General features: G+C 45.3%; 13 protein-coding genes and 4 tRNA genes. 9 read left to right on the top strand and 8 right to left on the bottom strand.

The genetic code is table 11. The features are described 5' to 3' along the window. Positions 1–14: 14 nt before the first annotated feature. From ybaK to hemA, 8 genes are all read right to left on the bottom strand, one after another. Positions 15–488, bottom strand: coding sequence for a Cys-tRNA(Pro) deacylase (ybaK, locus tag LIX84_RS17740; protein WP_085342950.1), 474 nt, complete (start codon positions 486–488; stop codon positions 15–17). 102 nt (positions 489–590) lie between these two features. Beyond that, a complete protein-coding gene (gene ushA / locus LIX84_RS17735; protein ID WP_226421880.1) occupies positions 591–2273 on the bottom strand; it encodes a bifunctional UDP-sugar hydrolase/5'-nucleotidase UshA in 1683 nt (560 codons plus the stop codon). Positions 2274–2424: 151 nt separating this feature from the next. Next, entirely contained in the window at positions 2425–3276 is an 852-nt protein-coding gene (kdsA, locus tag LIX84_RS17730) for a 3-deoxy-8-phosphooctulonate synthase (protein ID WP_005384095.1), read from the bottom strand. 53 nt (positions 3277–3329) lie between these two features. Then, the gene (locus LIX84_RS17725; RefSeq protein ID WP_005384098.1) at positions 3330–4139 is read right to left on the bottom strand and encodes a SirB1 family protein; all 810 of its coding nucleotides are present in this window, start codon (positions 4137–4139) and stop codon (positions 3330–3332) included. A 6-nt stretch (positions 4140–4145) separates the two neighbouring features. Then, a complete protein-coding gene (locus tag LIX84_RS17720) occupies positions 4146–4529 on the bottom strand; it encodes a SirB2 family protein (protein WP_005382225.1) in 384 nt (127 codons plus the stop codon). Between the two features lie 40 nt (positions 4530–4569). Then, positions 4570–5424, bottom strand: coding sequence for a peptide chain release factor N(5)-glutamine methyltransferase (gene prmC / locus LIX84_RS17715; protein WP_182037319.1), 855 nt, complete (start codon positions 5422–5424; stop codon positions 4570–4572). Between the two features lie 3 nt (positions 5425–5427). Further along, the gene (gene prfA, locus LIX84_RS17710) at positions 5428–6516 is read right to left on the bottom strand and encodes a peptide chain release factor 1 (RefSeq protein ID WP_226421879.1); all 1089 of its coding nucleotides are present in this window, start codon (positions 6514–6516) and stop codon (positions 5428–5430) included. 29 nt (positions 6517–6545) lie between these two features. After that, positions 6546–7802, bottom strand: coding sequence for a glutamyl-tRNA reductase (gene hemA / locus LIX84_RS17705; protein WP_226421878.1), 1257 nt, complete (start codon positions 7800–7802; stop codon positions 6546–6548). 161 nt (positions 7803–7963) lie between these two features. On the opposite strand from hemA, the gene lolB reads away from it, so the two are divergent. The 9 genes from lolB (at position 7964) to LIX84_RS17660 (ending at position 13005) form a co-directional block, all read left to right on the top strand. After that, positions 7964–8575, top strand: coding sequence for a lipoprotein insertase outer membrane protein LolB (gene lolB / locus LIX84_RS17700; RefSeq protein WP_164666689.1), 612 nt, complete (start codon positions 7964–7966; stop codon positions 8573–8575). Then, a complete protein-coding gene (ispE, locus tag LIX84_RS17695) occupies positions 8572–9444 on the top strand; it encodes a 4-(cytidine 5'-diphospho)-2-C-methyl-D-erythritol kinase (RefSeq protein WP_226421944.1) in 873 nt (290 codons plus the stop codon). The genes lolB and ispE overlap by 4 nt, the downstream gene beginning before the upstream one ends. 27 nt (positions 9445–9471) lie before the next feature. Then, on the top strand, positions 9472–10416 hold the full coding sequence (locus LIX84_RS17690) for a ribose-phosphate pyrophosphokinase (RefSeq protein WP_005393176.1): 945 nt from the start codon (positions 9472–9474) through the stop codon (positions 10414–10416). 150 nt (positions 10417–10566) lie between these two features. Continuing rightward, complete coding sequence (pth, locus tag LIX84_RS17685; RefSeq protein WP_005384112.1) at positions 10567–11157, top strand: aminoacyl-tRNA hydrolase; 591 nt, start codon at positions 10567–10569, stop codon at positions 11155–11157. A 10-nt stretch (positions 11158–11167) separates the two neighbouring features. After that, positions 11168–12259, top strand: coding sequence for a redox-regulated ATPase YchF (gene ychF / locus LIX84_RS17680; RefSeq protein WP_005393178.1), 1092 nt, complete (start codon positions 11168–11170; stop codon positions 12257–12259). A gap of 283 nt (positions 12260–12542) precedes the next feature. Then, positions 12543–12619, top strand: a tRNA-Met gene (locus tag LIX84_RS17675). 40 nt (positions 12620–12659) lie between these two features. Continuing rightward, positions 12660–12744, top strand: a tRNA-Leu gene (locus LIX84_RS17670). A gap of 32 nt (positions 12745–12776) precedes the next feature. Next, positions 12777–12851, top strand: a tRNA-Gln gene (locus tag LIX84_RS17665). Positions 12852–12928: 77 nt separating this feature from the next. Next, a tRNA-Met gene (locus tag LIX84_RS17660) sits at positions 12929–13005 on the top strand. Positions 13006–13035 lie beyond the last annotated feature (30 nt).

Here is a 13035-nt window from a genome sequence, read left to right as displayed (position 1 = left end):
TATTTGTCATGAGTTTACAAACAAAGAGGTGCAAACTGACCACGAGTTAATCCAAGCAAATCTTTCGGGGCGAGTTCAATCTCTAAGCCTCTCTTCCCTGCGCTTACACAGATTGTGTCTTGCTCTGCTGCGCTTTCGTGCAAAAAAGTAGGTAAGGCTTTCTTCTGCCCCAGTGGGCTAATCCCACCAACAACATAACCTGTGGTCTTTTGCGCGATTTCCGGATCAGCCATATCGGCCTTTTTGCCCTTCGCTGCTTTCGCTGCCAGTTTTAGGTTCAGCTTTTGATCAACAGGGATAATCGCAACCGCAAGGTTCTTTGGCTCGCCGTTCAAGCAGAACAGCAAGGTTTTAAATACTGTTTTCGGATCCTGCCCCAATACTTCAGCAGCCTCCAAGCCATAACTATCGGCTCTAGGGTCGTGCTCATACTGATGAATCGTGTGTGGAATTTTTTTCTTTTTCGCAAGATTAATGGCCGGAGTCATCAAGATTCTCCTCATAAAAACAACAAGCGCAGATTGAATCGGATCTGCGCTTTTAGTTAATGATATCAGCGAGTTTGAGTCAATCGCTTTTTCTCTGTTAGGTTACTGATCAATCGCCGTATCAACTAAATACGTGATTTCACCTGAAGGGGCATACTCATTAACATCAATAGGGCTGTGTGTTTCTAAATAATCCTTCAAAACCTCAGCATCGGTAAAACCTGTATTTACATACCCTAGATGATCGTCGATTTTAGGGTAACCATCACCACCAGCAGCATTATAGCTTGGTACGGTAAAGCGGTAATTACCATCTAAGCGAAGTTGCTTATTACCAATGAACACATTGGCTACCTCACCATTATTGATACTCATCGCAATACCCGCAAACTGCGCGTAAGCTCCAGAGTCGACAGGCTTAGTTGCAACGACATTTAGGTAATCCAATACTTCTTTGCCCGTCATATCAACGTAAGAGACCATATTGCCAAATGGCTGAACAGTCAGCACATCTTTGTAGGTAATGTCACCTGCTGCAATCGAATCACGAACGCCGCCAGAATTCATTACGGCGAAATCTGCTTTTGCACGTTCCATATGAGCCGTTGCAATTAATCGACCTAAGTTTGTTTGCTGGTAACGAACCACACTGCGGTCACCCTCAAGCTTACCGTTAGATTCTGCAATCTTCACGTTTAGCTTGCCCTGACCTTTTTCTTGATAAGGACGAAGAAACTCAAGCATCGTTTCGTCTTGTTCAATCTCTTCTTGGAGCAAAACTCGTTGCGACTGACCATCAACTTTAATTTTCTTTTTCAAGTTTACTGGGATCAGATCGTAGCTCACCATCGAGAGTTCACCATTACGAAACTCGTAATCGGCGCGTCCCACATATTTCCCCCACTCATGTGCCTGAACAATATAAGCACCATTTTGTTGATCAGGCTGACATTCATCACCCGGTTTAAAACTCTTTTTGATGACGTTTGGACCTTCCATGCAAACCGGCTCTTGTGAGTGACCACCGACAATCATATCCAGATCACCTTCATTCAAATAACGAGCTAACGCTACATCACCAGGTGCATTGATGCCTCTATTGCCATTCTCATAGTGTCCCATATGTGTGACAGCAAAAATAAGGTCTGGGTACTCCGTTTCTTTCAGCTCAGCAATTAGATTCTTGGCTTCTTCTTTTGGGTCACGGAAGTCAATTTGTTCAATGAATTCAGGGTTGCCAAGTTTCGCTGTATCTTCGGTTGTAAGACCAATTACTGCAATCTTAATACCCTGTTTGTTAAACATCGCGTACGGTTGGAATAGGCGCTTGCCAGTATTTTTATCGTAAATATTGGCAGACAACATCGGAAAACTTGCCCACTCTTGCTGCTTGAAAAGCACATCCAATGGATTATCAAACTCATGATTACCTAGCGCCATCGCATCGTAACCAATTTTGCTCATGCCTTTAAAATCTGGCTCGGCATCTTGTAAATCAGACTCAGGTACTCCAGTGTTGATGTCACCACCAGAAAGCAGTAACACACTGCCCCCCTCTGCTTGTATTTCTTCACGCAAATCATCTATTAACGTTTTACGTGCCGCCATACCGTACTCGCCGTATCGATTTTGCCAAAAACGACCGTGATGATCGTTAGTGTGTAGCACGGTCAATTTATAGGTTGTATCGGTATTCCATTCTGGTGCAGGTTGCGTAGCACACCCAGCTAACGAGGCCAAAATAGCGGCACTCAACGCAGTTTTAATAATCAGACGCTGCTTCATTTATTTACCTTTTTTCTTATTGGGAGTCACTGATGCACATTCCCAGCGGCCTAGAGCCTTTACAGCAAGAAGCTGAGAATGATGCGCCACCTGATAAAAAAATAGCCAACACGAGGTTGGCTATTGCATTTGATCACCAGTCATCTGGCGTTTACTTGATATCGATATCTGCAAAGCTCTTGATCAGATCATCAAGAGATTTCATTTGCGCTAGGAACGGTTCTAACTTGTCTAGCGGCAGTGCAGATGGGCCATCACAGCGTGCTTGGTCTGGGTTTGGATGCGCCTCGATAAATAGACCTGCAATGCCTGTTGCTAGACCCGCTTTCGCAAGTTCAACTGTTTGCTCACGACGACCGCCAGATGCCGCACCTGACGGATCACGCATCTGTAGTGAGTGCGTTACGTCAAAGATGATTGGGCTGCCTTTCGACGCATTTTTCATCACACCAAAGCCAAGCATGTCTACGACTAGGTTATCGTAACCGTGGCAAGAGCCGCGCTCACATAGGATGATCTTGTCGTTACCGCATTCCGCGAACTTCTCAACGATGTTACCCACTTGACCTGGGCTCATAAATTGAGGTTTCTTCACGTTGATAACCGCACCTGTTTTTGCCATTGCTTCAACAAGGTCAGTTTGACGAGCTAGGAATGCAGGAAGCTGAATAACGTCTACCACGTCAGCGACAGGTTGAGCTTGCGCTTCAGTGTGAACGTCAGTGATGATCTTCACACCAAATGTGTCTTTTAGCTCTTGGAAGATTTTCATACCTTCTTCAAGGCCTGGGCCACGGTATGAATGAACAGAACTGCGGTTTGCTTTGTCAAACGACGCCTTAAATACGTAAGGAATGCCAAGTTTTTCCGTTACTTTTACGTAGTGCTCACAGATCTGCATCGCAAGATCACGAGACTCAAGAACGTTCATGCCTGCAAATAGGGTGAATGGCTTGTCGTTAGCAACCTGAATGTCGCCGATATTAACGATTTTCTGTTCCATTTTGATTCTCTTTTTCTGTCCACGATACGCCACAGTTCGGCACATCGATAAAATTAGTGAAGTGTGACGTGCGTTTCACTCATCACATTAACTTGTGATTTTAGTAGCTCAGAAGCCGGATCGTCAGGGCATTGGTCAATAAAGTACTGAAAATCTGACACCGCCACTTGAGGGCACTCTAGCTGTTGGAAGATAAAACCACGGTCACGAATCTCGTATGGGTCATCTGGCACAAAGGTTAACGCAAGGTTCGTACAACGCAACGCCAGCGTGTAGTGCTCTTCACGTAACATCGCGCTTTTGATCAACGCTAACCAGCGACCAATAATGGTTGGATTGTCAGCTTCTTCAAAGTGTTCTGGCTTTAACTGAGCCAACGGTCCTTCTTGGCCAATAAGCCAAGCTTGGAGGATTCTTTCCCCCACATACTCACCATTAAATGGGTTAATGTAGTCTGGCTTTTTATGCATCCAATCGACTTTTAGTAGGAACTGAGTAGGAAAAGTGACTCCCTTCAACGGGAAACCCAGCTTTTTACCTAGATATAATAAAATCGAACCTAAACTAACCGGGATACCTTTTCGACGCTCCAACACTTTATCGATAAAGCTGTTGTCCGAAATAAAGTATTCCTGCTCGTCGCCTTTGAACCCCCACTCATGGAAAAACAGTCGTAGGAATGCATCAAATCGTTGCTCTTCATCGGTTTCATGAACAAGCGTGGCTTCTGCATCTTTGTAAAGACGCTCTAACTCTTGTTTCGCCCAATGTACTTTGGTTTCTGGGTTGATCGCTTTGTTTAGCTCAAGCGCACCTTCCACCAACGGTATATTGTCAAAATCTTCGTCAAAAAACTCTAACATGACGTCTTATCCAAATAACGTAGGGCTCTTAGACACAGCAATATTCGCAGCCATGACCAACCAACCTAATGCGCCGAAAAAGCCAAATATCTTCAGTAGGTTGTTTTTCGCAAGCTTCAACGAGAAGAAACCGAGTGCAATGTACGCTAGTACGCAGGTGATTTTGTTTGTTAACCACGGTGCGGCATCAGTAAACGGGATGAAACCAGTAATGAAAATAAGAGCGATACCTGACACTAGCAATGCAGTATCAACGATGTGGGGAAACACTTTCAAAAAGCGATTATTTCGCTTCGGTGAGTTCATCATCATTAACACGAATCGGATCGATAATAGTGTCGCGCTGAGCGCAATCGTCACTAAGTGTATGTGTTTTAGAGCTACGTACATTTTTCTTCTCTTTTTAGTTAGTGTTTGCTGACTTCCGTGATTAACAGGCAAAACAACCGAGCGTTACTCGATCGTTACCGCCGTAATCTTTTTCCGTGGCAACTTGTTGGTAACCAAAACCACGCATTATCTCACGTACGGCATCACCCTGATCATAACCATGTTCGAATGCCAGCCAACCGCCCACTTCAAGATACTGACGAGCAAGATCCGAGATATGGCGGATATCGGCTAAACCATTCTCCTTAGCAACTAATGCAGATTTTGGCTCAAAGCGCACATCACCTTGGGATAAATGTGGATCTTTTTCATCAATATACGGCGGATTGGAGACAATTAAAGCAAACTTCGTACCCTCTGCAATAGGCTCGAACCAACTGCCTTGAGCAAAGGTCACATTTTTGATGTTTAGCTGCTCAGCATTGTACTCTGCAAGTGCTTTCGCTTCTTGCTTGAGATCTACGCCCATCACTTGACGTTTTGGCATTTCAGATGCGAGTGCGATAGCAATTGCCCCCGTCCCCGTTCCAAGATCTAAAATAGGTCCTGTTTGCTCATAGGTCTTATCGAGTGCAACTTCGACCAAACGTTCTGTATCCGGTCTTGGGATCAAGGTGGAGGGAGAAACTTTGAACGGTAGAGACCAAAACTCTCGCTCACCAATAATATAAGCGACGGGTTCACCAGCTAAACGTCGTTCAAGTAGAGCGTCGAATTTTGCTTGTTGCTCTGCTTCTAATGTTTTTTCTGGCCAGGTCAGTAGATAAGTTCGTGGTTTGCCAAGGACATGGCAGAGGAGTACAGCTGCATCGAGAGAAGGCGACTCTTTGCCGCCTTCTGCCAGTTTCGCCGTCGCACTTTTCAGTGCTTGCTCAATTGATTGAACTTGGCTCATCGATTAGCCGTTCTCTGCGAGCGCCGCAAGTTGGTCTGCTTGGTGCTCTTGAATCACAGGATCAATCAAGCTCTGCAGGTCACCTTCCATCACTTCGTTCAAACGATAGATGGTTAGGTTGATACGATGATCAGACACACGACCTTGTGGGTAGTTGTAGGTACGAATACGGTCACTACGGTCACCAGAACCTAGAAGGTTACGACGTGTATCAGACACTTCTGCGGCACGACGTTCTTCTTCCGCTTGAACGATACGAGCAGCAAGAACCGCCATCGCTTTCGCTTTGTTCTTGTGCTGTGAACGCTCGTCCTGACACTCTACTACCGTACCCGTTGGTAAGTGGGTAATACGGATTGCAGAATCCGTGGTGTTAACGTGCTGACCACCCGCGCCAGATGCACGGAACGTATCAATTTTCAGGTCTACTGCTTTGATTTCTGGCAGATCCGCCTCTGGGATTTCCGCCATCACCGCTACGGTACATGCAGAAGTATGCACACGGCCTTGGGATTCAGTTGCAGGAACACGTTGCACACGGTGACCGCCAGACTCAAACTTCAGTACGCCGTACGCACCGTCGCCGCTCACTTTTGCGATCATCTCTTTGTAACCACCGTGTTCAGCTTCGTTTGAAGACATCACTTCGATGCGCCAGCCACGCTTTTCTGCGTACTTGCTGTACATACGGAATAGATCACCCGCGAAGATACCCGCTTCGTCGCCACCCGCACCTGCACGAATTTCTAGGAAACAGTTACGATCATCGTTCGGATCTTTTGGCAGAAGAAGAATCTGTAACTCATCAGTAAGACGCTCAATCGTCGCTTTCGCTTCTTTGATTTCTTCTTGCGCCATTTCACGCATTTCTTCGTCGTCTTCGTTTGCCATCTCTTCAGCGGCGACAAGATCTTCTTGTGCTTGTTGATAAGCTTGGAAGCACTTGGTTACTTCTTCTAGCTGAGAGTACTCTCTTGATAGAGCACGGAATTTGTCCTGATTTCCAATTACATCAGGATCACCAAGAAGATGTTGAACTTCTTCGTAACGTTCTACTAGCGTTTCTAGCTTAGTCAGAATAGAGGCTTTCATAGTGTCGTTTTCTTAATAAAAAGCGTGAGTTATAGATCATCCAAGCCGAGTGTCTGGCGGATAATCGTTAATTTTGCTGGTTCGCCTTGCTCTGCCGCACTTTGCAATGCGCGAGTTGGAGCGTGAATCAGTTTGTTGGTGAGTTTATTACTCAGCTCGCGCAGCACTTTCTCCGGATCTGCGCCCGCCGCTAAAGATTGCAAACTTTTGCTCAGTAACTCTTCACGAATTTCGTTGGCTGATTTGCGATAGTCGCGAATACTATCTACGGCTTGCAGTGAACGCAACCATGTCATAAACGCAGCGCTTTCTTCACTAACAATCGCTTCGGCTTGAATCGCTTCGACTTTACGCTGCTCAATGTTGCTGTCGATGATAGATTGCAAGTCATCAACCGAATACAAATATGCGTCGCTCAGTTCACCGACTTCCGACTCTACATCTCGCGGCACCGCAATATCGACTAACAAAATAGGTTGATGTCGGCGCTGCTTCAGAGCAGTTTCGACCATACCTTTGCCAATAATAGGCAATGGGCTCGCCGTTGAGCTAATCACGATATCCGCTTTCGCCAAATGTTCAGGAATTTCGTTTAAACTGATGACTTCTGAGCCAAATTGATCCGCTAAGCCTTGCGCGCGCTCTTTGGTACGGTTTGCGACAATCATTTTTGTGCAGCCGTTGGATGCTAAATGCTTCGCGACCAGTTCAATCGTCTCACCCGCACCAACCAAAAGCACGGTTGAATCAGATAACGACTCAAAAATATGTTTTGCCAATGTACATGCGGCATAAGCCACGGACACAGCATTACCACCGATATCTGTTTCTGTTCTCACACGCTTTGCGACTGAGAACGTCTTTTGAAACAGTTTATCAATTGAAGCATCGACGGCTTGATGATCTCGCGAGTCAGAAAATGCTTGCTTTACCTGCCCCAAAATTTGAGGCTCACCCAACACCAGAGAATCTAGCCCACATGATACGCGCATCAAATGCTTAATTGCGGCTTGTTCTTCATGCACATACAAACTCGGCATTAAATCTTCGCGGCTCACTTGATGAAACTGAGCAAGCCAATCGATTAACTTATTTCGCGCTCCTTGCTTAACATCGCAGTACAACTCAGTTCGGTTACAGGTTGAAACAATCACACTGCCGTTAACCGCTTCGTGCTCTCTAAGTTGCTCGAGTGCAGGGCCGAGTTTATCCGGACCAAACGCCACCTTCTCTCGCAAGTCGACAGACGCTGTATTGTGATTGATTCCAATAGCAAGCAAGGACATCTAACGTGGTATCTCTGGGATAGGTTATAAAATAGGTCCAGAATTTTACTGTAAGCACGCATTTATTGAAAGGGTAAGCCGGATTTGTTTTCCTAACTGCGACTTTTCAATGCTATAGTTGTGAGCGATTCCCGACGAAACTGATTAATAAGCCATCAAACATGACGTTACGCTCCTTTATTCTTTTTTTCTTGTCGAGCTTACTGCTCGCTGGTTGTTCCTCCGTTCCTGAAAGTGTTACCAGCGTTGAATGGCAAGCTCATGAGCAACGACTCGAGACCATCCAAGATTTTCAAGCAACGGGAAAACTTGGTTATATTGGCCCAGACCAAAGACAAAATTTAAATTTCTACTGGAAACATTCTTCAGCACTCAGTCAACTACGTTTAACTACGATTCTCGGACAAACGGCATTAAAGCTCACCATCACCCCACAAGGTGCCACAGTAGAAACTTACGACGATCAGGTCCTTTCCTCTCGCAGTGCAAACCAGCTAATTTACCGTCTTACGGGGTTAATGATGCCCGTTGAACACATGCCTGACTGGCTATTAGGCCTACCGACCGATGCCGACAAATTCCAATTGTCCTCAACCAATACACTGCAAGCGTTAAACAAACAAATTGGTTTAAATGATTGGAGTATTGCTTATCAACGGTATGGCGACGTTCAATGGCATGAGCAGTCTCTACCACTGCCAAATAAGCTGAAACTCACCACTGCTGACGTAAAAATAAATCTAGTGATCACAAAATGGAACATCACCCAATGATTGAACTTTCAACACGCTGGCCATCACCAGCGAAATTGAATCTCTTTCTATATATCAACGGCCGTGCAGAGAATGGCTACCACGAGTTACAAACCTTATTCCAATTCGTCGATCACGGCGATGAGCTCACCATTCAAGCAAACCATTCTGGTGATATTACGATTTCTCCAGATATAGAAGGTGTGCCTCTTCAAGACAATTTAATTTGGAAAGCAGCAACCGCACTTCAAGCATACTCAGAGTGCCCTTTTGGCGCACATATTGAGCTACAGAAAGTGCTACCTATGGGTGGGGGCATTGGTGGGGGCTCATCGAACGCGGCTACAGCATTAGTGGCACTGAACTACTTATGGCAGCTGAATCTAACTGACGATGAACTGGCTGAAATTGGTTTAAAGTTGGGCGCAGACGTGCCCGTATTTGTGCGCGGATTTGCAGCTTTCGCTGAAGGTGTTGGCGAGAAACTCTCCCCCGCTTATCCAGAAGAAAAGTGGTATTTAGTCGTCAGACCGAATGTTTCTATCGCAACCGTCGACGTTTTTTGTCATCCAGATCTAACGCGAAACACCCCAAAACGAGATCTAGAAACACTTTTAAATACGCCAAGCGTAAACGATTGCGAAAAAATTGTACGAATGCTCTACCCAGAGGTTGATAAGCAACTTTCTTGGCTGCTACAATACGCGCCGTCAAGATTGACGGGGACAGGATCTTGCGTTTTTGCTGAATTTTCGAGCAAATCTGAAGCAGAAACTATCCTTGCACAACTCTCTGATAAAGTCTCGGCATTTGTCGCTCAAGGGCGCAATATTTCGCCATTAAAAGAGACTTTGGCTGAATACCAATCAGCCTCACACCGACCTATTTAAACTGGACGCAAACCCGAGGTTTCCACCGTGCCTGATATGAAGCTATTTGCTGGTAACGCAACACCTGAACTAGCCCAACGTATTGCTGATCGTCTTTACATCTCTCTTGGTGATGCATCTGTTTCTCGCTTTTCTGATGGCGAAGTTGCAGTTCAAATCAATGAGAATGTTCGTGGTAGCGATGTTTTCATCATTCAATCCACTTGTGCACCGACTAACGACAACCTAATGGAATTGGTTGTTATGATTGATGCAATGCGCCGTGCTTCAGCAGGCCGTATCACTGCAGTTATCCCTTACTTCGGCTACGCTCGCCAAGACCGTCGTGTACGTTCTGCGCGTGTGCCAATTACTGCAAAAGTTGTTGCTGATTTCCTATCTAACGTTGGTGTTGACCGCGTTCTAACTATCGACCTACACGCAGAGCAAATTCAAGGCTTCTTCGATGTACCTGTAGACAACATCTTCGGCACGCCAGTGCTACTTGAAGATATGCAGGCTCGCGGTTTAGATAACCCTGTTGTGGTATCTCCTGACCTAGGTGGCGTTGTTCGTGCTCGCGCAACAGCAAAAGCACTAGGCGACATCGACATCGCAATCGTAGATAAGCGTCGTCCACGTGCAAACGTTTCTGAAGTAATGAACCTAATCGGTGATGTTGAAGGTCGTGACTGTGTGATCGTTGATGACATGATCGACACAGGTGGCACACTATGTAAAGCAGCTGAAGCACTAAAAGAGCGCGGTGCTAAGCGTGTATTCGCTTACGCTACTCACGCTGTATTCTCAGGCAACGCTGCGGACAACATCAAGAACTCAGTTCTTGACCAAGTTATCGTAACTGACTCTATCTCTCTATCTAAAGAGATGGCTGCAACAGGCAAAGTGACAACACTAAGCCTATCTCGCATGCTAGCTGAAGCGATTCGTCGTATCAGCAACGAAGAGTCAATCTCTGCAATGTTCAACTAATCCGAACATTTCAGTTACACTGATTTCAAAAGCACCCCTCTTTGGGGTGTTTTTTATTTGTACTGATAACCAGAAAATCCCTTGGTCGCCCACTGCGAGAATTCTGTGCTATCATACTGCGCTTTTTGAGATTCCAGAGAGATCCTAACCTTGAGTCAACAAATCAAACTTCTTGTTGGTCTTGCTAATCCAGGACCAGAATACGCCAGAACTCGTCACAATGCGGGCGCTTGGGTTGTAGAAGAATTAGCACGCGTTCACAACGTTACACTGAAGAACGAACCAAAGTTTTTTGGTCTAACAGGACGCATTATGGTCAATGGCCAGGATCTCCGTTTGCTTATCCCAACCACCTTCATGAATCTATCAGGTAAATCGATCGCAGCGCTTGCGAAATTTTATCAAATTAAACCTGAAGAGATCATGGTCGCTCATGACGAGCTAGACTTACCGCCAGGTGTCGCTAAGTTTAAAAAAGGTGGTGGTCACGGTGGACATAACGGTCTGCGTGACACCATTAGCAAACTGGGCAATAACAAAGATTTTTATCGTCTTCGCATTGGCATTGGTCATCCGGGACACAAAGATAAAGTGGCGGGTTTTGTATTAGGTAAAGCGCCAGCTAAAGAGCAAGAGCTTTTAGATGCAGCAGCTGATGAGGCTGTTCGTTGTCTAGATATCCTGATTAAGGATGGCCTATCTAAAGCACAAAATCGCCTCCACACGTTCAAAGCTGAATAAGGTTACTATCATGGGTTTTAAATGTGGCATCGTTGGTCTACCTAACGTAGGTAAATCAACTCTGTTCAACGCACTAACTAAAGCGGGTATCGAAGCAGCAAACTTCCCGTTCTGTACCATTGAACCAAACACTGGTGTGGTTCCTGTGCCAGATCTACGTCTAGACGCACTAGCTAAGATCGTTAACCCACAGAGAGTTCTTCCAACGACGATGGAGTTCGTGGACATCGCTGGTCTTGTTGCTGGTGCATCACGTGGTGAAGGTTTAGGTAACAAATTCCTAGCTAACATCCGTGAAACAGACGCGATTGGCCACGTTGTACGTTGTTTTGAAAACGAAAACATTGTTCATGTTTCAGGTAAAGTTTCACCTATCGAAGATATCGAAGTGATCAACCTTGAACTTGCAATGGCTGACCTTGATTCTTGTGAGCGAGCGATTCAACGTAACGCGAAGAAGGCAAAAGGCGGCGATAAAGACGCAAAATTTGAACTAACCGTACTAGAAAAACTATTACCAGTACTAACTGAAGGCGGCATGGCACGCACAGTTGAGCTATCTAAAGAAGAGTTAGCAGCAATCGGCTACCTAAACTTCCTTACACTGAAGCCAACTATGTACATTGCAAACGTAAACGAAGATGGTTTCGAAAATAACCCATATCTAGATGCGGTTCGCGAGTTCGCAGAAAAAGAAAACAACGTCGTTGTACCTGTATGTGCAGCTATCGAATCTGAACTATCTGAACTAGAAGATGAAGATCGCGAAGAATTCCTAGCAGATATGGGGATCGAAGAACCGGGACTGAACCGTGTAATTCGCTCTGGTTACGAGCTACTAACTCTACACACTTACTTCACGGCAGGTGTTAAAGAAGTACGTGCGTGGACAATCCCTGTTGGTGCAACTGCGCCTCAGGCGGCAGGTAAGATCCACACTGACTTCGAGAAAGGCTTTATTCGTGCAGAAGTAGTCGGTTACGACGATTTCATCCAATTCAATGGTGAAAATGGCGCAAAAGACGCAGGTAAATGGCGTCTAGAAGGTAAAGACTATATCGTAAAAGATGGTGATGTTGTACACTTCCGCTTCAATGTTTAATTAAATGAATGAATTTTAAACACTTCATTCACACTAAAAGCCAGCTGCTAAGCTGGCTTTTTTAATACCTTAAGTAAATGAGCAAAAATAAATTACCTAACTGCAAGCTAATTTATTTCCAGTTTTAGATCATAAACACGCCTCTTTGTTTAAAAAGGAAGCGAACGAGGTTTTTTCCGAAATTTATTAAAAAAAACTGTTGACGGATCTCACTCAACTTCGCATAATGCGCGCCGTTCCCAACGACAAGGCAACAAAGCGTTGAGAGCAAAAATATGGTTTTGGCTACGTAGCTCAGCTGGTTAGAGCACATCACTCATAATGATGGGGTCACAGGTTCGAATCCCGTCGTAGCCACCATTCCTAAGTGTTCTTTTTATCAGAGCAATTAGGAATAGATGCGGAAGTGGCGGAATTGGTAGACGCACCAGATTTAGGTTCTGGCGCCGCAAGGTGTGAGAGTTCAAGTCTCTCCTTCCGCACCATATTTCAAATAGTCATTGTGACTATTGCCTGCAGGTCTATCGCCAAGCGGTAAGGCAGCGGCTTTTGATGCCGCCATTCCCTGGTTCGAATCCAGGTAGACCTGCCATTATTCAAGTGAGATTCCTTTATAAAAGGGGTTGTCACTGAGAGCGTGAAGGTTTATATTGTCTCGCTCCAAAAGATGGCTACGTAGCTCAGCTGGTTAGAGCACATCACTCATAATGATGGGGTCACAGGTTCGAATCCCGTCGTAGCCACCATGAACAACGTTATTTAGGTTTTTACCAATC

The sequence above is a fragment of the Vibrio sp. E14 genome (assembly GCF_020515785.1).
Classification (GTDB): domain Bacteria; phylum Pseudomonadota; class Gammaproteobacteria; order Enterobacterales; family Vibrionaceae; genus Vibrio; species Vibrio diabolicus.
The sequence above is the reverse complement of the archived record's forward strand: the minus strand, read 5'-3'. Positions and strand labels throughout refer to the sequence as shown.